This window comes from Hydrogenophaga sp. IBVHS2 (assembly GCF_002127215.1).
GTDB lineage: Bacteria > Pseudomonadota > Gammaproteobacteria > Burkholderiales > Burkholderiaceae_C > Hydrogenophaga.
In genome coordinates, this window is record NZ_NFUT01000006.1 from 50,926 (window position 1) to 69,686 (window position 18,761).

An 18,761-nucleotide genomic window follows, 5' to 3' on the forward strand; every position below is an offset into this window, starting at 1 on the left:
CATGACCAGCCGGCCCGACCCCATCGATCCAGCTGCCGAACACCTGCGGCCCTCCGGCAGCCTGCTGGTCAACCTGGGCGACGAGCTGCAGCGCCATGCGCCGTTCAACGAGATGGACGTGGCCCATGTGCGCGAATTCGTGGCCGCGTCCCGCCAGGCCTACTTCGCGCCGGGTGAGACGGTGGTCTCGCCCGAGGGCGGGCCGGTGCGCGAGCTGTTCTTCATCCGCCGCGGCGCGGTCACCGGCAAGCGGGGTCTTTCGGATGTGTCGGGCGGTGCCTTCCAGTACGAGGCCGGCGACCTGTTCCCCATCAGTGCGGTGCTGGCCCAGCGCGCCCCGACCACCCGCTACAGCGCCACCGAAGACACCTTCGTGCTGGCCGTGCCGGTGCAGGCCATGCAGGCGCTGGCCGAGCGCAGCGCGGTGTTCGGCGACTTTCTGAACCGCCGCATCCTGAAGTTCCTGGAGCTTTCGCGGGCCGCCCTGCAGGTGGCGTATTCGTCCCAGGCGCTGGCCGAGCAATCGCTGGAAACACCGCTGGACCAGCTGGGCCAGGCCGCACAGAAGGCGCCGGTGACCTGTCTGCCCGAGACGCCGCTGCGGCAGGCGCTGGGCACCATGCACGCGCAGCGCATCGGCTCCATGCTGGTGGTCGACGCGCAGCAACGGCCACTGGGCATCCTCACCCGCTCCGACGTGCTGGCCCGCGTGACCCTGGCCGAGGTGCCGCTGGAGGCGCCCATCGGCCAGGTCATGGTCAGCCCTGTGCACACCCTGCGCCATGACCAGACGGCGCAGGACGCCGCGCTGCTCATGTCGTCGCAAGGCATCCGGCATGTGCCGGTGACCCGCGACGGCCGTGTGACCGGCATGGTGTCGGAGCGCGATCTGTTCGCCCTGCAGCGCCTGAGCCTCAAGCAGGTCAGCAGCAGCATCCGCAATGCGCCGGATGTGGACACCCTCAAGGTGGTGGCCCACGACATCCGCCGCTTCGCCCGCACCCTGCTCGGCCAGGGGGTGCAGGCGCAGCAGCTGACCGCGCTCATCAGCCACCTCAACGATGTGCTGACATCGCGGCTGGTGGAGATCATGGCGACGCGGCACGGCATCGACTTGCAGGACTTCTGCTGGCTGGCCCTGGGCTCGGAAGGCCGCCACGAGCAGACCATTGCCACCGACCAGGACAACGCCCTGATCCTGGCGCCGCACCTGCCGGCCGCCGCTGCCCTGGCAATGGCGGCCGACATCAACGAGGCGCTGGACGCCTGCGGCTACCCGCTGTGCAAGGGTCAGATCATGGCCCGCAACCCGGCCTGCTGCCTCACGCTGGCGCAGTGGCAGGCGCGTTTTGCCGGCTGGATCGAACAGGGCGCGCCGCAGGACCTGCTCAATGCCAGCATCTGGTTCGATTTCCGGCCGCTGGCCGGCAACGAAGCTCTGGCCCGCAGCCTGCGCGAGGGTGTGCAGCGCATCGCCCGCATCAACCCGCGCTTCCTGCGCCAGCTGGCGGTCAATGCGCTGCAGCGCGCCGCGCCGCTCAACTGGCTGGGCAGCATCGACACCACCGAGATCGACGGGGCCGAGACCATCGACCTCAAGCTGCAGGGCACGGCGCTCTTCGTGGACGTGGCCCGCCTCTATGCCCTGGCGCATGGCGTGCCCGCCACCGGCACCCGCGAGCGGCTGCAGGCGGTGGCGCCCATGCTCGGCGTGCCCGAGGCCGAATCGGAGGCCTGGATCGGCGGCTTCGAGTTCCTACAGCTGCTGCGCCTGCATGCCCAGCTCGACGGCACCACGGTGGGTGACAACCCCAACCGCATCGATGTGGGCCGCCTCAACGACATCGACCGCCGCATCCTCAAGGAAACCCTGCGGGTGCTGCGCACGCTGCAGCAGCGCGTGCGGCTGGACTACGAGCGATGAGCTGGCTGCAGCGCCTGCGCGCCGCGTTCGCACCGGGGGGGCAGCCGCCCGATGCGCGGGTGTCGCGCTGGGTGGTGGTCGACGTGGAAACCAGCGGTCTGGACATGCACCGCGACCGGCTGCTGGCCATGGCTGCCATCGGCCTGCGGGTGGACTGGACCGAGCGCCGCATCGATGTGCAGCTGGCCGACAGCTTCGAGGTGGTGCTGCGCCAGGACCAGGCCTCCAGCCGCGACAACATCCTGCTGCACGGCATCGGCGTGCAGTCGCAGCTGGCGGGCATCGAGCCGGTGGCGGCGCTGCAGGCCTTCGCCGACTTCGTGGGCGCCGACCCCCTGCTGGCCTTCCACAGCGCCTTCGACCAGACCCTGATCGGCCGCCACTGCCGCCAGCATCTGGGCCGGGTGCTGCCCAACCCGTGGGTCGACATCGAGCACCTCTGCGCGGTCACGCACGAGCAGGTGCAGGCGCGCTCGCTGGACGAATGGATGGCGCATTTCGGCATTCAGTGCCCGCGTCGGCACCAGGCCGCTGCCGACACCCTGGCCGAGTGCGAACTGCTGCTGCGCATCTGGCCGGTGCTTTCGCGCCAGTGCGGCAGCTGGCGCGACGTGCAGCGCCTGGCGGGCCAGCGCCGCTGGCTGATGTCCCGCCTTCACTGACCGGTGTGGTCGGTCGGGCCGCACGACAGGTCGCGGGCCGCCTGCACCAGCGGCCATGCCAGCAGGCAGGCCATGCCCTGCTGCAGCCGCATGTCCAGGTCCAGCAGCGGCTGGGCCTGCAGGTGGATCAGCATGAGCCGGTGACCGGTCTCGGTGGTGCGCTGTGCAAACACCAGGTAGTCGCCCACGGCCGGGGCCAGCGCGCGCGCCACCAGCGCGGCGGCACCACCGGCCAGGCTGTCCACCATCACCAGCCGGCGTTCGCTGGCGGCCTGCAGCATGGCGCCGGCCATCATGGCGATCTCGTAGCCGCCGAGGGCCGCGAGTGCGGCCACCGGGCCCACGGCATGCCGGTGGCGCGTGCCCACCGCCAGCAGCACGTCCAGCCGCTTCTGCCACAAGGCCGGGTCGGTCTCCATCATCTGCTGCAGGCCGGGCGCGTAGGCGTCCGACAGCGGCACGCCGCACAGGCGGGAGAGCAGCAGCGCGGCGCTGGCCTCGTTGGCCACGGCGGTGTCGCCCAGCAGCAGCACGTTGCCCGGCAGATGCCGCACCACGTCCATGCCGGCGTGCAGCGCGGCGACCGCCTGCGGGACCGACATCGCCGGGCCCAGGCGCGGATTGCGGGTGCCATAGGCGATCTTGCGCAGCTGCAGCGCGGCATGGGCGGCCTCGGGCGGCGGCAGTGCCGGCAGGGCATGGCCCAGACCCGCATCCACCACCGTGAGCGCCATGCCGTGCTGGCAGGCCAGCCGATTGACGGAGGTTCGGCCTTCGAGGAGGGCCGCCACCCGTTGCACCGTGGCGGTCTGGGGTTCGTCGGACAGGCCCTCGTCGGCCAGGCCGTGGTCGGCGGCAAACACCAGCAGCTGCGCCGGCTCCGGTGACCAGTCGCCGGCCGGCCGGATGCGGGCCAGCTGACGGGCCAGATCGCCCAGCCGGCCGAAGGCATGGACCGGCTGGCCGGTGCCCAGCAGGCGCTCGCGTACCGCGTTGTCCTGCCCGCTGTCGGTGGCGTGGGCCACCGGGGGCAGCACCAGGTCCGGCGGCAGGGCGGTCATGCGGCCGCGCAGGGGAGGGAGAGCGCCGGAGGTCATGGGTGGCCCCGGGGGCGGTCAGGTCTGCAGGAACAGGCGGTAGACCGGGTTCTGCGTCTCTTCCACATAGGGGTAGCCCAGCGTGTCCAGGAAGCGGTCGAAGGCCTTGTGGTCCTTGGCCGGCACCTGCATGCCCACCAGGATGCGTCCGTAGTCCGCGCCCTGGTTGCGGTAATGGAACAGGCTGATGTTCCAGGTGGGTCGCATCAGGTTGAGGAACTTGAGCAGGGCGCCCGGCCGTTCGGGGAACACGAAGCGCAGCAGACGCTCGTCATGGGCCAGCGGCGAATGCCCGCCCACCATGTGGCGGATGTGTTCCTTGGCCAGGTCGTCGTGGGTCAGGTCCAGCGTCTCGAAGCCCTGACGGCGCAGGTTGGCCGCAATCTTGGTCGACTCGCCCTTGCCCTGGGTGGTCAGGCCCACGAACACATGGGCCTTGCTGCCGTCGTGGATGCGGTAGTTGAACTCGGTGACGTTGCGGGGCCCGCCCGGCAGGCCGCCGATGGTCTCGCAGAAGCGGCGGAAGCTGCCGCGCTCCTCGGGGATGGTCACTGCGAACAGCGCCTCGCGCTCCTCGCCCACCTCGGCGCGCTCGGCCACGAAGCGCAGCCGGTCGAAGTTCATGTTGGCACCGCACAGGATGGCCGCATAGGTCTGGCCCCTGGTCTTGTGGCGGGCCACGTAGTCCTTGATGGCTGCCACCGCCATGGCGCCGGCCGGTTCCACGATGCTGCGGGTGTCGATGAACACATCCTTGATGGCGGCGCACACCGCATCGGTGTCGACCGCCATGAATTCGTCCACCAGCTCGCGCGAGATGCGGAAGGTCTCCTCGCCCACCAGCTTGACCGCCGTGCCGTCGGAGAACAGGCCCACGTCGGGCAGGTTCACCCGCTCACCCTCGTCGACGGAGCGCATCATGGCGTCGGAGTCGGTCATCTGAACGCCGATCACCCGGATGTCCGGACGCACCGCCTTGATGTAATTGGCCACGCCCGAAATCAGTCCGCCACCGCCGATGGCCACGAACACGGCATCCAGCCGGTCGGTGCCCAGGCTCTGGAGCTGGCGCAGGATTTCCATGGCGATCGTGCCCTGGCCGGCGATCACGTCCGGGTCGTCGAACGGGTGCACGAAGGTCAGGCCCTGCTTCTTCTGCAGTGCCAGGGCGTGGGTGTAGGCATCGGAATAGCTGTCGCCGTGCAGCACCACCTCGCCGCCAAAGCCCTTGACCGCGTCGATCTTCACCTGCGGCGTGGTCGTGGGCATGACGATGACCGCCCGGATGCCCAGCTTGCGGGCGCTCAGCGCCACGCCCTGGGCATGGTTGCCCGCCGAGGCGCAGATCACGCCCTTGGCCAGCTGTGCCGGAGACAGGTGCGCGATCTTGTTGTAAGCCCCGCGCAGCTTGAAGCTGAACACCGGCTGCTGGTCTTCCCGCTTGAGCAGCACCGTGTTGTGCAGGCGCCGGCTCAGGGCGGCGGCGGGTTGCAGGTCGGATTCGACCGCCACGTCGTACACGCGCGCGGTCAGGATCTTCTTGAGGTAATCGGCCGGCGTGAGGTCGGCGGCCGCCGACGGTGCGGCCACATGGGGTACGGGCTTGGGCATCCCGGGATCATATCGACCGACTAAAAAAAACCCGGACCAGCGAACTGGACCGGGTTTGAATCCACCCGTGGAGGGTAGAGGAGACAACCTTCAATACAATGACGCGAGTATACCGACGCCATGCTGCGATGCAACATCCGGCCCCGGCAAATCCCCCACTTTTTTAGAGTGTGGTCTCCAACGGAGCCGCACGACAGACGAACGGACAGACATGGAATGCACCGTCAGCTGGACCGGCGCCACCGGCACCCGATCCTCCATGGGCTTTGTGGCCGAGACCGGCAGCGGTCATGTCATCACCATGGACGGCGCGCCTGACGCCGCAAAGCCCGAGAACGGCGGCGCCAACATGGCCCCGCGCCCCATGGAAACCGTGCTGGCCGGCACCGGCGGCTGCACCGCCTACGACGTGGTGCTCATCCTCAAGCGGGGCCGGCACGACGTGCGGGGCTGCAGCGTCAAGCTCACCAGCGAGCGGGCCGAGACCGATCCCAAGGTGTTCACCCGCATCCACATGCACTTCACCGTCACCGGCAAGGGCATCCCGGCCACCGCCGTGGAGCGGGCGATTGCCATGAGCCACGACAAATACTGCTCCGCCAGCATCATGCTGGCCAAGACCGCCGAGATCACCACCAGCTTCGACCTGATCGAAGCCTGACCGAACCGACCGGTCAGATCCGGTGCGCCACGGTGGTCATCACCTTGGCAGCCGCCCGCATCAGCCCCTTCACCGGCACCGGCAGATCGGCTGCACCGGCATGCTGGGCTTCGCGGGCGTGCCGGGCTTCGTCGTCCTTCATCTGCGCCACGATGGCCCGCGAGGCATGGTCATTGGCCGGCAGGCGGTCCAGGTGACCGGCCAGGTGGGCCTCCACCTGGCGCTCGGTCTCCACCACGAAGCCCAGGCTCACCGGTGTGCCCATGCGCCCGGCCAGCAGTCCCAGGCCGAAGGCACCGGCATACCACAGCGGGTTCAGCAGCGAGGGGCGGGCGCCCAGCTCGTCCAGCCGGGTCCTCGTCCAGGCCAGGTGATCGGTCTCTTCCTTGCCGGCTGCCTCCAGCTGGCGTGCCACCGCTTCGTTCCCCCGGCCCGACGTGGCCGAGGGCCAGCGCGCCGCGACCGCCTGGGCGGTGTAGAGCGCCTGAGCGCAGACCTCGCCCACATGGTTGACCCGCATCAGCGCACCCGAGAGTGCCTTTTCTTCGTCCGACAACGGCCCGTCGATTTGTGACGGTAATGTGGGGCAGGGCCGCGATGCGGCCGGACGCACGAACAAGGTGCGCAGGGCAGCGTCGGCGGCGGTGAGCAGGGCGTCCACAGGGGTCGGGTTCGGCATGGCGGCTCCGTTGGAGATGGTGGCATCGGGCGGCAACAGAGCGCATTGTCCCGCCATTCGCCGCACTGCAGCAAAAAGCCCCGCCCAAGCTCGGCCACCACGGCGTCGACCGGATGAATACCAATGCACCAAGGGTTAACACCAAGGTTGTCGTAATGGTGCAACGCCAGCACCACCGCAGGGCATGAAAGGGGAAATCCCCCGTGGCGGCGGGTAGGGGTTTCTGATGGAATCTGTCACAGCTTCCTGTTACGGAGGTTGGCCCGGCGGCACCAGACCGACGGCCTTTTCATCAAACCCTTGGAGAACCTTTCCATGAAAAAGACCCTCATCGCCCTGGCCGCCGTTGCAGCCACCGGCGCTGCCATGGCCCAGTCCAGCGTGACCGTTTATGGCGTGGTTGACGTTGGTTACACCAGCGTCAACAACAGCGGCACTGGCACCGACAACAGCGGCCTGAGCAGCAGCAACATGACCACCAACCGTCTGGGCTTCCGTGGCACGGAAGATCTGGGTGGCGGCCTGAAGGCCAACTTCCAGGTGGAAACCAGCCTGACCGCAGACGCGCCTGCTGCCTCCTCCATCGGCGATCGCGGCGCATGGGTCGGCCTGTCCGGCGGCTTCGGTGAAATCCGTCTGGGTCGCGAGTACTCGACCACCTTCTGGTCCGGCTTCCTGTTCTCCCCGTTCGGCACCGGCGGCGTGGGCAACGGCTTCGGCTTCGCCAACCGCGTCGTCGCTCATGCTGTGACCGGCCAGACCAACCCGATCTGGAACAACAACTCCATCACCTACAGCAGCCCGCGCATCTCCGGCTTCCAGGGTCATGCCCAGTACGTGTTCGACGAAGTGGCAGGCGCCAACAACGCCGGCCGCAGCATGGGCCTGCGCCTGAACTACTCGGCTGGTCCTCTGGGCGCTGAAATCGCCTACAGCGACACCGATGGCGGCGCAACCGTGGCAGCCACCACGCTGCTGGGTCTGACCACCTCCGCCGCTCACAAGTCCGTGGTCGGCGGCGTGTCCTACGACTTCGGCGTGGCCCGCGTGATGGCCAACTTCGGCCAGGAGAAGGCCAGTGTCCAGGCCACCGGCGCTTCGCTGGCCAAGGTCACCAACTACGAAATCGGTGTGGTCGCCCCCGTTGGCCCCGGCCGTCTGCGTGCTTCGTACAACAACACCAAGGTGGACGTGACCGGCCAAGCAGTCGATCCGAAGGCTTCGAAGTTCGCACTGGGTTATATCTATGACCTGTCCAAGCGCACCGCTGTCTACGCAACGGTGGCTTCGCTCAAGAACAAGAACGGTCTGAACCTGTCCCTGAGCTCCACCAACCCGGCCAACACCGGCGCAGCCAACGGCCGTTCGACCGGTTACAACATCGGTATCAGCCACACCTTCTGATCACCGAATCCGCCTTTGCAAAGGGCGGTTCACCGATCCAAGGCAAAGCCCGGTGCGAAAGCGCCGGGCTTTTTTGTTGCCTGCTCGCAACGTGAAGCCCATTTTTCTAGGGCATACCCGTAGGCCGTCGGGTACGAGCCCCTAAGATGTCAGGGCTAGTTTCATCAACCTGCAACCTGTGTGCTGCAGAACTCCAAAAGGAAGTTATCCATGAAAAAGTCCCTGATTGCTCTGGCCGTTCTGGCCGCATCCGGCGCCGCAATGGCCCAGTCCAGCGTGACCATCTACGGTCTGGCTGATGTGTGGGTCGGTTCCCAGAAGGATTCCACCAACGGCGTGTCCGCTGGCAGCTTCGGCAAAATGGCCAGCGACGAAGGCTTCGCCACCAGCCGTCTGGGCTTCAAGGGCACTGAAGATCTGGGTGGCGGTCTGAAGGCCAACTTCCAGATCGAAACCAACGTTGGTTTTGACCGTCCGGCCGCTACCAGCCTGGGTAACCGTCAAGCCTGGGTGGGTCTGTCGGGTGGTTTCGGTGAAGTCCAGCTGGGCCGCGTGTGGACCCCGTACGACGATACCCGCGCTCTGATCAACGACACCTTCAACGCCAACTTCGCTTCGTCGTTCAACGTGTGGGAAGGCTACTTCGACCGCACCAGCAACGGCATTCGCTACAACACCCCCAGCTTCTCGGGCTTCTCGGCAGCCGGTGCTTATGCCTTCGGCGAAGACAAGACCGCTACCGCCAAGGCTTCCAGCCTGACCTCCATCAGCCTGAACTACGCCAACGGCCCGATCGCCGCCGGTCTGGCTCACCAGATCGAGAAAGACGGCGCTGGTGCCGGCACCATCTATGCCGACCAGACCAGCCTGACCGCTCTGCTCGGCGCCGTGACCGACACCAAGCGCACCTACACCCTGGTGAATGCCTCCTACGACTTCGGCGTCGCCAAGGTCCTGGCTGGTTACAACACCGTGAAGGCCACCTCCAGCGCCACCACCGGTAACGCCAAGGCCAATGAGTGGAACGTTGGCGCCGAAGTGCCGTTCGGTACCGCCCTGGCTCTGGGTGTCGGCTACGCCAAGTCGCAAGTCAAGGTCAACGGCGTCGATGCCAACAAGACCACTGGCTACTCTGCTGCTCTGAAGTACACCCTGTCCAAGCGCACCTTCACCTACGCTGGTCTGACCAAGGCCGAGGAAGAGAATCCCTCTGGCGCCTCGCTGTCGAAGACCACCCGCGTCTTCGCCGGTATCAGCCACTCCTTCTGATCGATGCACTGACACCCGTCAGTTCATCCTCTGAAGCAAAAAACCCACCGCGCAAGCGGTGGGTTTTTTTACGTCCGTACCGAAGTCCGGTCGGTCAGCGGGAACTGGCAGGCGCAGGCTGTGTGGGCTTGGTGTCGGCTCCCTTGCGATCGGCTGGTTTGGCCACGGTCGGGGTGTAGCCGGGTTTGTAGGCTTCGCCGTTCACCGTGAGGCCTTGTGCCGAGAGTTGCACCGCGCGTTTTTCGGCGATGCCGGGCACGCGCTTGACCAGATCGTTCCAGTCCTTGAAGGGGGCGGTCTTGCGGGCTTCGATGATCTTGCTGGAGGTGCTGGGGCCGACGCCCTTGATGCTGTCGAGGTCGGCGGCGCTGGCCTTGTTGACGTCCACGCCGGCCAGACAGGCCAGGCTGGAGACGGAGAGCAGGGCAGCGATCAGGAACTTGCGCATGAAAACTCCTTGAAAGTGGGTTGGGACGGACAATGTAGGTTTGCGTCTGCACGAAGTCCTGATCCAACCGCGCCGAATGAATCTCCGATCTGTGTTGCCCGTGTGTGGCCTGGCCCTGCTGCTGGGCGCCTGCGCATGGTCTCCCGACGCCCGACGTCAGACCGCCGCAGAGCCGGCGCAGCTGCTGACCACGCCCTGGCCGGATCTGCCGTGGCAGCCGTTTCCCCTGCCCGGCAAGCGCTACGTGGCCTTCGAGCCGGAGCAGGTGGACGGCCGTCCGGCATTGAGGGTGCAGGCCGACTCGTCGGTCAGCATCCTGCGGCAGCGCCTGCCCGATGTGCAGAGAGGCATCCGGGTGCCGACGCAGCTTCGCCTGAGCTGGCGGGTGGATGGCCTTCCTGCGGACGGCGATCTGGCCCACATCGACCGCTCCGATTCGCCGGTGGGCGTGGTGCTGGCCTTCGAGGGCGATCGTTCGCGCTGGACCGGCCGGCAGCACCGGCTCTCCGACCTGACGCAGCTGCTCACCGGAGAGCCCTTGCCCTATGCCACGTTGTCCTATGTGTGGAGCGCCCAGCACCCGGCGGAGTCGGTGGTGTTCAACCCCCGGTCCGACCGCATCCGCAAGCTGGTGCTCGACAGCGGTACCGCCCAGGTGGGCCAGTGGCGCGAGCACGTGCGCGACGTGCAGGCCGACTACCGTCTTGCATTCGGTGAGGAACCCGGGCCGCTGGTGGGTATCGCACTGATGACCGACACCGACAACACCCGCAGCCGTCTGACCGCGTGGTACGGTGCCCTCAGCCTGCAACCCCTCTCACCCTGAACCGCCCGCGCCATGGCACTGAACCGCATCAAGGCCCACAGCCGCGCATTCGCCCACATTGCGGCCTTCCACCCCGAGCTCACCGCCCTGCGGCGGGAACTGCATGCGCATCCCGAACTGGGATTCGAGGAGCACTACACCGCCCGGCGTGTGGTCGAGACGCTCAAGGTCTGCGGCGTGGACGAGATCCACACCGGCATCGGCCGCACTGGGGTGGTGGCCACCATCAAGGGACGCGGGCAGGGCACGCGCATGGTCGGTCTGCGCGCCGACATGGACGCCCTGCCCATGGCCGAGGCGAACGAATTTGCATGGAAGTCCACCCGGCCCGGCCTGATGCATGGCTGCGGGCACGACGGCCACACCGCCATGCTGATCGGCGCGGCGCGTTACCTGGCCGAGACACGGAACTTCGATGGCACCGCCGTGCTGATCTTCCAGCCCGGCGAGGAAGGCTTTGCCGGCGCCAAAGCCATGATCGAGGACGGTCTGTTCGACCGTTTCCCGGTGCAGTCGGTGTTCGCCATGCACAACTGGCCCCAGATGCGGCCAGGCACCATCGGCATCAATCCGGGGCCGATGATGGCCTCGGCCGACCGCATCACCATCGAGATCAGCGGTAAGGGCGGACATGGCGCCCACCCCTACCAGACGGTCGACCCGGTGCTGGTGGCGGCCCACATCATCACGGCGGTGCAGAGCATCGTCTCGCGCAACATCCGGCCGATCGACAGCGCGGTCATCAGCCTGTGCGCCATGCAGGCCGGCGACCTGGGGGCGTTCAGCGTGATCCCGGGCAAGGCCACGCTGGTGGGCACGGTGCGCACCTTCAACCCGGAGGTGCAGGCCATGGTGGAGCGCCGCCTCAACGAGGTGTGTTCCGGTGTGGCCCTGGGCCTGGGTGCCTCGGCCCATGTGAAGTACGAGCGCATCTACCCGGCCACCATCAATACCCGAGACGAGGCCCGCTTTGCCGCCGACGTGGCCCAGAAGCTGGTCGGCCACGAACATGTGGACCGGGCCATGGACCCCAGCATGGGCGCCGAGGACTTCTCCTTCATGCTGCAGGTCAAGCCCGGGGCCTACCTGCGGCTGGGGCAGGGGGCCGAGAACGGCATCGGCAGCTGCTTCCTGCACAACAGCCGCTACGACTTCAACGACGAGGTGCTGCCGCTGGGCGCAGCCCTGCACGCCAGCCTGATCGAACACGCCCTGCCGCTGCAGGCGGCCTGAGTCCCATCAGGTGTAGCGCTTGCTGCGCAGGTTGTTCTTCATTTCCTTGAGCAGCGGCTGCAGCTGCTGACCGCCGATCCGCAGCGCCACGCAGGTGGCCAGCACGTCGATGACCATGAGGTGCATGAGGCGCGAGGTCATGGGGCTGTAGCGGTCGTAGCCCTCGGGGTGGTCGGCCGCCAGGTGGATGTGCCCGGCATTGGCCAGCGGCGAACCGCTGGCGGTGATGGTGATCACCGTGGCACCGTGCTGGCGCGCGATGTCGGCGGCGTCCATCAGGTCGCGGGTGCGGCCCGAGTTGGAAACGATGACCACGCAGTCGCCGGCTCCCAGCAGCGAGGCGCTCATCACCTGCATGTGGCCGTCGCTGTAGGCGATGGCGTTGATGCCCAGGCGGAAGAACTTGTGCTGCGCGTCCTGCGCCACGATGCCCGAGTTGCCGGCGCCGAAGAACTCGATGCGGCCACGGCTGCGGTAGGTGGCCATGAGCGCGTCCACCGCGCGCTCGATGGCATGGGTGGAGGCGTCGTTGCGGTATTTCAGGAAGGCCGCCACCGTGTTGTCGATGACCTTGACCAGCACGTCGCTGGTCTTGTCGTCCACGTCTACGCTGCGGTGGATGAAGGGCACGCCCTCGCTCACCGTGCCGGCCAGCTTGAGCTTGAAGTCCGACAGGCCGTCGTAACCCATGCTGCGGCAGAAGCGCACCACGGTGGGCTTGCTCACATGGGCGCGTTCGGCCAGTTCGGACACCGGCAGGCTGGCAAAGCTGCGCGGGTCGGACAGCACCAGCTTGCCCACACGTTGTTCGGCGGGGGCCAGCGAGGGCAGCGAGGCCTTGATGCGGTCGAGCATGGGAAGAGGGTCCGGGTTACGCGAAGATGCGTAATTTTATTACCGGACCGCCGCATAATCGCGGCATGAATCAGCTCGAAGCCCTCAAACAGTTCACCACCGTCGTGGCCGACACCGGCGACTTTCACCAGATCGCCGCCTTCGCCCCGCGCGACGCCACCACCAACCCGTCGCTCATCCTCAAGGCCGTCCAGAAGCCCGATTACGCGCCCTTGCTGGCCGATGCCCTGCAGCGCTACGGCCATCTGGGCAAGGAGGAGGTGATGAACCACCTGCTGGTGCGCTTTGGCTGCGAGATCCTCCAGCACATTCCGGGCCGTGTTTCCACCGAAGTCGATGCCCGCCTGAGCTTCGACACCGAAGCCACCGTGGTGCGCGCCCGCCGCCTGATCGACCTGTACCAGGGCCAGGGTGTGCACATCGACCGGGTGCTGATCAAGATCGCCGCCACCTGGGAAGGCATCCAGGCCGCCGCCCGACTGGAGCGCGACGGCATCCATACCAACCTCACATTGCTGTTCTCGTTCTGCCAGGCCGTGGCCTGTGGCCAGGCCAAGGTGCAGCTGATCTCGCCCTTCGTGGGCCGCATCTACGACTGGTACAAGAAGCAGGCCGGTACGTCCTGGGACGAGGCCGCCATGGCGGGGGCCAACGATCCCGGCGTGCAGTCGGTGCGGCGCATCTTCGAGTTCTACAAGAAGTTCGGTGTGGCCACCGAAGTGATGGGAGCCAGCTTCCGCAACGTGGGGCAGATCACCGCCCTGGCCGGCTGCGACCTGCTGACCATCAGCCCCGAACTGCTGGCCCAGCTGCAGGCCAGCGAGGCGCCGCTGGCCCGTGCGCTGGACCCCCAGGCTGCGCGGGGCGCCGATCTGGAGTTCGTGCAGTACGACGAGGCCGGCTTCCGCTTTGCCCTCAACCAGGACGCCATGGCCACCGAGAAGCTGGCCGAAGGCATCCGCGCCTTCGTGGCCGACACCGTCAAGCTCGAAGCCATGATGGGCTGACCGCCCTCTTTGCGCCCGGACGAAAAAAAGCCCCGCGATCGCTCGCGGGGCTTTTTGCCATGAGGCGCTGGCCCGAAGGCCAGGGGGACATCACATGCCCATGCCGCCCATGTCGCCCATGCCACCCATGCCGCCACCGGGCATGGCCGGTGCGTCATCCTTGGGGGCCTCGGCCACCATGCACTCGGTGGTCAGCATCAGGCTGGCCACGGAGGCGGCGTTCTGCAGGGCGGTGCGGGTCACCTTGGTCGGGTCCAGGATGCCCATCTCGATCATGTCGCCGTAGGTGTCGTTGGCGGCGTTGAAGCCGTAGTTGCCCTTGCCGGCCAGGATGGCGTTGACCACCACGCTCGGCTCGCCACCGGCGTTGGCCACGATCTCGCGCAGCGGGGCTTCGATGGCCTTGAGCACCAGCTTGATGCCGGCGTCCTGGTCAGCGTTGCTGCCCTTGATCTCGCCAGCAGCCTGACGGGCGCGCAGCAGGGCCACGCCACCGCCGGCCACGATGCCTTCTTCCACGGCAGCGCGGGTGGCGTGCAGGGCGTCTTCCACGCGGGCCTTCTTCTCCTTCATCTCGACTTCGGTGGCAGCACCGACCTTGATGACGGCCACGCCGCCGGCCAGCTTGGCCACGCGCTCCTGCAGCTTCTCGCGGTCGTAGTCGGAGGTGGCCTCCTCGATCTGCACGCGGATCTGCTTGACGCGGGCTTCGATGTCAGCGGCAGCGCCGGCGCCGTCGATGATGGTGGTGTTTTCCTTGCCCACTTCGATGCGCTTGGCAGAACCCAGGTCGGCCAGGGTCACTTTTTCCAGCGTCATGCCGACTTCTTCGGCAATCACTTTGCCGCCGGTCAGGATGGCGATGTCTTCCAGCATGGCTTTGCGGCGGTCGCCGAAGCCCGGGGCCTTTACAGCCACAACCTTCAAGATGCCGCGGATGGTGTTCACCACCAAGGTCGCCAGGGCTTCGCCTTCGACGTCTTCGGCAATGATCAGCAGCGGACGGCCAGCCTTGGCCACCTGCTCCAGCGTGGGCAGCAGGTCACGGATGTTGGAGACCTTTTTGTCGTACAGCAGCACGAAAGGGTTGTCCAACAGGGCCGACTGCTTCTCGGGGTTGTTGATGAAGTAGGGCGACAGGTAGCCGCGATCGAACTGCATGCCTTCGACGACGTCGAGCTCGTTCTGCAGCGATTTGCCGTCTTCCACGGTGATCACGCCTTCTTTGCCCACTTTGTCCATGGCGTTGGCGATGATGTCGCCGATGCTGGAGTCGGAGTTGGCGGAAATCGAGCCGACCTGGGCGATTTCCTTGCTGGTCGTGGTGGCCTTGGAGGCCTTCTTCAGTTCGGCGATCAGGGCTTCCACAGCCTTGTCGATGCCGCGCTTCAGGTCCATCGGGTTCATGCCGGCGGCCACGTACTTCATGCCTTCGCGCACGATGGCCTGGGCCAGCACGGTGGCGGTGGTGGTGCCGTCACCGGCGTTGTCGGAGGTCTTGGAAGCAACTTCCTTGACCATCTGCGCGCCCATGTTCTGAAGCTTGTCCTTCAGTTCGATTTCCTTGGCCACGGACACACCGTCCTTGGTCACAGTGGGGGCGCCGAACGAGCGCTCGAGCACCACGTTGCGGCCTTTGGGGCCCAGGGTGACCTTGACGGCGTTGGCCAGGATGTTCACACCCTCGACCATGCGTGCGCGGGCTTCGCCGCCGAAAATGACGTCTTTTGCTGCCATGTTGATTTCTCCGATTCAGTAAATGGGGTGGGTGAGGGGGAGAAGGATCACTTCTCGACGACCGCGAACAGGTCGTCTTCCTTCATGACCAGCAGCTCGTCGCCGTCGACCTTGACGGTCTGGCCGCTGTACTTGCCGAACAGCACACGGTCGCCGACCTTGACGGTCAGGGCCTTGGTTTCGCCTTTGTCGTTCGTCTTGCCCGGGCCGACGGCCAGCACCTCGCCCTGGTCGGGCTTCTCGGCGGCGGCGTCGGGGATGACGATGCCGGAGGCGGTCTTGGTTTCGCTGTCAATGCGCTTGACGATCACGCGATCGGCGAGAGGACGAAGTTTCATTGCATCTCCTGAAAAGGAACGGGTTGGAATGGAGGCTGGAGCCGGCCAGCAGGCCGGGTCGAGGGAGTTGTGTGCGTGTTAGCACTCATCTCCAGCGAGTGCTAATCATAAGGGTGGGGGAGGGTGTTTTCAAGGCCGGGCGGTGAAAAACCGGGTGCAGGCGGTTGTCCTGCCTGCGACTGCGCCCGGGTGGATTCCCTAGTGGTGCTGCTTTGTTAGTTTGCTAACAATGCACCGCATACCCCACACCCTGTCCCTGCGGTGCCCAGCGCGCCGGAGGGACAACCGGAATCCATGAGCAACGAATACATCCTCGAAACGCGGGATCTCACCCGCGAGTTCAAAGGCTTTGTGGCCGTCGACAAGGTCAACCTGCGCGTCAAGCGGGGGTCCATCCACGCCCTGATCGGTCCCAACGGGGCCGGCAAGACGACGGTGTTCAACCTGCTGACCAAGTTCCTGCCGGTCAGCTCCGGCCAGATCTTCTACAAGGGCCAGGACATCACGCCCCTGAAGGCCGCCGATGTGGCGCGGGACGGCATGGTCCGTTCGTTCCAGATCTCGGCGGTGTTCCCGCACCTCACCGTGCTGGAGAACGTGCGCATCGGCCTGCAGCGCCAGCTCGGCACCAGCTACCACTTCTGGAAGCCCGAGTCGTCGCTGTACCAGCTCAACGACCGCGCCCGCGAACTGCTCGATCAGGTGGACCTGGGCAGCTTCGCCGACACCATCACCGTCAACCTGCCGTACGGCCGCAAGCGCGCCCTGGAGATCGCCACCACGCTGGCGCTCGACCCGGAGCTGATGCTGCTGGACGAACCGACCCAGGGCATGGGCCACGAGGATGTGGGCCGGGTGGTGGAGCTGATCCGCAAGGTGGCGGCCAACCGCACCGTGCTGATGGTGGAGCACAACATGAATGTGGTGTCCAACCTGTCCGACACCATCACCGTGCTGGCCCGGGGCAGCGTGCTGGCCGAAGGGCCGTATGCCACGGTCTCCCAGGACCCCCGGGTGCTGGAAGCCTATGTGGGTTCGACCGAGGAGACCGCATGAAACAGCCGCTGCTCAAAGTCTCCGGGCTGGACGCCTGGTACGGCGAATCGCACATCCTGCACGGCGTCAATTTCGAGCTGTACGAGGGCGAACTGATCACCCTGCTCGGCCGCAACGGCGCGGGCCGCAGCACCACCATCAAGTCGATCCTGGGTCTGGTGGGCAAACGCACCGGCTCGGTCCAGATCGGTGGCGTGGAGACCATCCACATGCCCACCAACCGCATCGCGCGGCTGGGCCTGGGTTATTGCCCCGAAGAGCGCGGCATCTTCTCGTCGCTGAGCTGCGAGGAGAACTTGATGCTGCCGCCCAAGGTGGGCGAAGGCGGCATGAGCATCGAGGAAATCTACGAGATGTTCCCCAACCTCAAGGAGCGCCGCAACAGCCAGGGCACGCGCCTGTCGGGCGGCGAGCAGCAGATGCTGGCCATGGCGCGCATCCTGCGCACCGGCGCCAAGGTGCTGCTGCTCGACGAGATCACCGAAGGCCTGGCCCCGGTCATCGTGCAGACCCTGGGTCGCGTGATCCGCGCGCTCAAGGCCAAGGGCCTGACCATCATCCTGGTGGAGCAGAACTTCCGTTTTGCCGCTCCGCTGGCCGATCGTCACTACGTCATGGAACACGGCCAGATCGTGGCCACCGTGGCCAAGAACGAACTCGAAAGCAAGGCAGACATGCTGCGCGAGTACCTGGGCGTCTGACGCCTTCTTTTCATCTGGAGACAAGACATGAAACGCAAACTGATTGCTGCCGCCATCGCCACCGCCCTGGCTGGCGCTGCCCCCTTCGCCATGGCCCAGCAGGGCAAGCTCTCGGGTGACGCCGTGAAGATCGGCGTGCTGACCGACATGTCCGGCCTGTACGCCGACTACGGCGGCCCCGGTGCCGTGGCGGCTGCCCGCCTGGCCGTGCAGGACTTCGGCGGCAAGATGTTCGGCAAGGACATCGTGGTGGTCAACGCCGACCACCAGAACAAGCCCGATGTGGCCAAGAACGTGGCCCAGCAGTGGTTCGACCGCGATGGCGTGGACATCTCGGTGGAAAACCTGAACTCCGCCGTGGCCCTGACCGTGCAGGCCCTGGCCAAGGAAAAGAACAAGATCACCATCACCACCGGTGCCGCCACCGCGCGCCTGACCAACGAAGACTGTGCCCCGGCCAACGGCATCCACTACCTGATGGACACCATTGCCCTGTCCAACGTGGTGGGCAAGGCCATCGTGAAGGACGGCGGCGACAGCTGGTACTTCCTGACCGCCGACTACGCCTTCGGCCATTCGCTGGAGAAGGACACCAGCGAGGTGGTGCGCTCCTCGGGCGGCAAGGTCAATGGCGCCGTGCGCCACCCGCTGGGCACGAGCGACTTCTCCTCCTTCCTGCTGCAGGCCCAGACCTCGGGCGCCAAGGTGGTCGGCCTGGCCAACGCCGGCGGCGACACCGTCAACAGCATCAAGGCCGCGGCCGAGTTCGGCATCACCCGCAAGCAGAACCTGGCTGCCCTGCTGATGCTGCTGACCGACGTGCACGCCATCGGCCTGAACACCGCCCAGGGTCTGTACCTGACCGAAGGCTGGTACTGGGACCTCAACGCCGAGACCCGCGCCTGGTCCGACAAGTTCAGCAAGGTCATGAACGGCCGCAAGCCGAACTCCAACCACGCCTCGGTCTACTCGGCCACCATGCACTACCTCAAGGCCGTGCAGGCCGCCGGCACCGACGACACCGCGGCCGTGATGGCCAAGATGAAGGAGATGCCGATCAACGACATGTTCGCCAAGGGCGGCAAGATCCGCGAAGACGGCCGCATGGTGCACGACATGTACCTGTTCCAGGTGAAGAAGCCGTCCGAGTCCAAGGGCGCCTGGGACTACTACAACCTCAAGGGCACCATCAAGGGCGACGACGCCTTCCAGCCGCTGGCCCAGACCCGCTGCGCTGCCATCAAGAAGTGACG

General features: G+C 66.5%; 18 protein-coding genes. 11 read left to right on the forward strand and 7 right to left on the reverse strand.

All coding sequences use genetic code 11. From position 1 onward, the window contains the following. Window position 1 precedes the first annotated feature (1 nt). Together CAP38_RS13720 and CAP38_RS13725 are read left to right on the forward strand one after the other, a co-directional pair. Entirely contained in the window at window positions 2–1,924 is a 1,923-nt protein-coding gene (locus CAP38_RS13720) for a DUF294 nucleotidyltransferase-like domain-containing protein (RefSeq protein ID WP_086121995.1), read from the forward strand. Further along, window positions 1,921–2,586: a 3'-5' exonuclease gene (locus tag CAP38_RS13725; protein ID WP_086121996.1), complete on the forward strand. Its 666-nt coding sequence runs from the start codon at window positions 1,921–1,923 to the stop codon at window positions 2,584–2,586. Before CAP38_RS13720 ends, CAP38_RS13725 begins: the two co-directional genes overlap by 4 nt. Here CAP38_RS13725 and CAP38_RS13730 read toward each other — a convergent pair. Together CAP38_RS13730 and ilvA are read right to left on the reverse strand one after the other, a co-directional pair. Then, window positions 2,580–3,683 carry a nicotinate-nucleotide--dimethylbenzimidazole phosphoribosyltransferase gene (locus CAP38_RS13730; protein WP_086121997.1) on the reverse strand — a complete coding sequence of 368 codons (1,104 nt, stop codon included), beginning with the start codon at window positions 3,681–3,683 and terminating at the stop codon, window positions 2,580–2,582. The genes CAP38_RS13725 and CAP38_RS13730 overlap by 7 nt on opposite strands. An 18-nt stretch (window positions 3,684–3,701) precedes the next feature. Then, on the reverse strand, window positions 3,702–5,294 hold the full coding sequence (gene ilvA, locus CAP38_RS13735; RefSeq protein WP_086121998.1) for a threonine ammonia-lyase, biosynthetic: 1,593 nt from the start codon (window positions 5,292–5,294) through the stop codon (window positions 3,702–3,704). A gap of 211 nt (window positions 5,295–5,505) precedes the next feature. Here ilvA and CAP38_RS13740 point away from each other — a divergent pair, with 211 nt between their 5' ends. Next, on the forward strand, window positions 5,506–5,955 hold the full coding sequence (locus CAP38_RS13740; RefSeq protein WP_086121999.1) for an OsmC family protein: 450 nt from the start codon (window positions 5,506–5,508) through the stop codon (window positions 5,953–5,955). 13 nt (window positions 5,956–5,968) lie between these two features. Here CAP38_RS13740 and coq7 read toward each other — a convergent pair whose 3' ends face one another. After that, window positions 5,969–6,634, reverse strand: coding sequence for a 2-polyprenyl-3-methyl-6-methoxy-1,4-benzoquinone monooxygenase (coq7, locus tag CAP38_RS13745; protein WP_086122160.1), 666 nt, complete (start codon window positions 6,632–6,634; stop codon window positions 5,969–5,971). Between the two features lie 315 nt (window positions 6,635–6,949). Here coq7 and CAP38_RS13750 point away from each other — a divergent pair, with 315 nt between their 5' ends. Together CAP38_RS13750 and CAP38_RS13755 are read left to right on the forward strand one after the other, a co-directional pair. Further along, window positions 6,950–8,038 (forward strand): porin, encoded by a 1,089-nt coding sequence (locus tag CAP38_RS13750; RefSeq protein WP_086122000.1) that lies wholly within the window; start codon window positions 6,950–6,952, stop codon window positions 8,036–8,038. 210 nt (window positions 8,039–8,248) lie between these two features. Further along, window positions 8,249–9,307 carry a porin gene (locus CAP38_RS13755; protein WP_086122001.1) on the forward strand — a complete coding sequence of 353 codons (1,059 nt, stop codon included), beginning with the start codon at window positions 8,249–8,251 and terminating at the stop codon, window positions 9,305–9,307. 94 nt (window positions 9,308–9,401) lie between these two features. Here CAP38_RS13755 and CAP38_RS13760 read toward each other — a convergent pair whose 3' ends face one another. Then, window positions 9,402–9,755, reverse strand: coding sequence for a helix-hairpin-helix domain-containing protein (locus tag CAP38_RS13760; RefSeq protein ID WP_086122002.1), 354 nt, complete (start codon window positions 9,753–9,755; stop codon window positions 9,402–9,404). 76 nt (window positions 9,756–9,831) lie between these two features. Between CAP38_RS13760 and CAP38_RS13765 the strand changes: the two genes are divergently transcribed. Together CAP38_RS13765 and CAP38_RS13770 are read left to right on the forward strand one after the other, a co-directional pair. Continuing rightward, entirely contained in the window at window positions 9,832–10,581 is a 750-nt protein-coding gene (locus tag CAP38_RS13765) for a DUF3047 domain-containing protein (RefSeq protein ID WP_086122003.1), read from the forward strand. 12 nt (window positions 10,582–10,593) lie between these two features. Then, a complete protein-coding gene (locus CAP38_RS13770; protein ID WP_086122004.1) occupies window positions 10,594–11,814 on the forward strand; it encodes a M20 aminoacylase family protein in 1,221 nt (406 codons plus the stop codon). Window positions 11,815–11,820: 6 nt separating this feature from the next. Here CAP38_RS13770 and CAP38_RS13775 read toward each other — a convergent pair whose 3' ends face one another. Further along, on the reverse strand, window positions 11,821–12,669 hold the full coding sequence (locus CAP38_RS13775; protein ID WP_086122005.1) for a MurR/RpiR family transcriptional regulator: 849 nt from the start codon (window positions 12,667–12,669) through the stop codon (window positions 11,821–11,823). Between the two features lie 65 nt (window positions 12,670–12,734). Between CAP38_RS13775 and tal the strand changes: the two genes are divergently transcribed. Continuing rightward, complete coding sequence (tal, locus tag CAP38_RS13780) at window positions 12,735–13,676, forward strand: transaldolase (protein WP_086122006.1); 942 nt, start codon at window positions 12,735–12,737, stop codon at window positions 13,674–13,676. Between the two features lie 90 nt (window positions 13,677–13,766). On the opposite strand, the gene groL is transcribed toward tal, so the two are convergent. Both groL and groES read right to left on the reverse strand, forming a co-directional pair. Then, a complete protein-coding gene (gene groL, locus CAP38_RS13785; protein WP_086122007.1) occupies window positions 13,767–15,413 on the reverse strand; it encodes a chaperonin GroEL in 1,647 nt (548 codons plus the stop codon). Window positions 15,414–15,460: 47 nt separating this feature from the next. Continuing rightward, on the reverse strand, window positions 15,461–15,751 hold the full coding sequence (groES, locus tag CAP38_RS13790) for a co-chaperone GroES (protein WP_086122008.1): 291 nt from the start codon (window positions 15,749–15,751) through the stop codon (window positions 15,461–15,463). Between the two features lie 294 nt (window positions 15,752–16,045). Between groES and CAP38_RS13795 the strand changes: the two genes are divergently transcribed. Genes CAP38_RS13795 through CAP38_RS13805 form a run of 3 tightly spaced genes read left to right on the forward strand, consistent with a single transcriptional unit; the run spans window position 16,046 to window position 18,759 of the window. Next, a complete protein-coding gene (locus CAP38_RS13795; RefSeq protein ID WP_086122009.1) occupies window positions 16,046–16,807 on the forward strand; it encodes an ABC transporter ATP-binding protein in 762 nt (253 codons plus the stop codon). Continuing rightward, a complete protein-coding gene (locus CAP38_RS13800; RefSeq protein WP_086122010.1) occupies window positions 16,804–17,508 on the forward strand; it encodes an ABC transporter ATP-binding protein in 705 nt (234 codons plus the stop codon). Before CAP38_RS13795 ends, CAP38_RS13800 begins: the two co-directional genes overlap by 4 nt. Window positions 17,509–17,535: 27 nt before the next feature. Next, window positions 17,536–18,759, forward strand: a complete 1,224-nt coding sequence (locus tag CAP38_RS13805; RefSeq protein ID WP_086122011.1) for an ABC transporter substrate-binding protein — start codon at window positions 17,536–17,538, stop codon at window positions 18,757–18,759. Window positions 18,760–18,761 lie beyond the last annotated feature (2 nt).

Bases quoted from the DNA above. Each gene is read 5' to 3' on its own strand.
- CAP38_RS13755 (WP_086122001.1), top strand. From the start codon at position 8,249: ATGAAAAAGTCCCTGATTGCTCTGGCCGTTCTGGCCGCATCCGGCGCC.
- groL (WP_086122007.1), bottom strand. From the start codon at position 15,413: ATGGCAGCAAAAGACGTCATTTTCGGCGGCGAAGCCCGCGCACGCATG.
- coq7 (WP_086122160.1), bottom strand. From the start codon at position 6,634: ATGCCGAACCCGACCCCTGTGGACGCCCTGCTCACCGCCGCCGACGCT.
- CAP38_RS13760 (WP_086122002.1), bottom strand. From the start codon at position 9,755: ATGCGCAAGTTCCTGATCGCTGCCCTGCTCTCCGTCTCCAGCCTGGCC.
- CAP38_RS13795 (WP_086122009.1), top strand. From the start codon at position 16,046: ATGAGCAACGAATACATCCTCGAAACGCGGGATCTCACCCGCGAGTTC.
- CAP38_RS13805 (WP_086122011.1), top strand. From the start codon at position 17,536: ATGAAACGCAAACTGATTGCTGCCGCCATCGCCACCGCCCTGGCTGGC.
- CAP38_RS13770 (WP_086122004.1), top strand. From the start codon at position 10,594: ATGGCACTGAACCGCATCAAGGCCCACAGCCGCGCATTCGCCCACATT.
- CAP38_RS13800 (WP_086122010.1), top strand. From the start codon at position 16,804: ATGAAACAGCCGCTGCTCAAAGTCTCCGGGCTGGACGCCTGGTACGGC.
- CAP38_RS13720 (WP_086121995.1), top strand. From the start codon at position 2: ATGACCAGCCGGCCCGACCCCATCGATCCAGCTGCCGAACACCTGCGG.
- CAP38_RS13775 (WP_086122005.1), bottom strand. From the start codon at position 12,669: ATGCTCGACCGCATCAAGGCCTCGCTGCCCTCGCTGGCCCCCGCCGAA.
- tal (WP_086122006.1), top strand. From the start codon at position 12,735: ATGAATCAGCTCGAAGCCCTCAAACAGTTCACCACCGTCGTGGCCGAC.
- CAP38_RS13740 (WP_086121999.1), top strand. From the start codon at position 5,506: ATGGAATGCACCGTCAGCTGGACCGGCGCCACCGGCACCCGATCCTCC.
- CAP38_RS13730 (WP_086121997.1), bottom strand. From the start codon at position 3,683: ATGACCTCCGGCGCTCTCCCTCCCCTGCGCGGCCGCATGACCGCCCTG.
- CAP38_RS13750 (WP_086122000.1), top strand. From the start codon at position 6,950: ATGAAAAAGACCCTCATCGCCCTGGCCGCCGTTGCAGCCACCGGCGCT.
- groES (WP_086122008.1), bottom strand. From the start codon at position 15,751: ATGAAACTTCGTCCTCTCGCCGATCGCGTGATCGTCAAGCGCATTGAC.
- ilvA (WP_086121998.1), bottom strand. From the start codon at position 5,294: ATGCCCAAGCCCGTACCCCATGTGGCCGCACCGTCGGCGGCCGCCGAC.
- CAP38_RS13765 (WP_086122003.1), top strand. From the start codon at position 9,832: ATGAATCTCCGATCTGTGTTGCCCGTGTGTGGCCTGGCCCTGCTGCTG.
- CAP38_RS13725 (WP_086121996.1), top strand. From the start codon at position 1,921: ATGAGCTGGCTGCAGCGCCTGCGCGCCGCGTTCGCACCGGGGGGGCAG.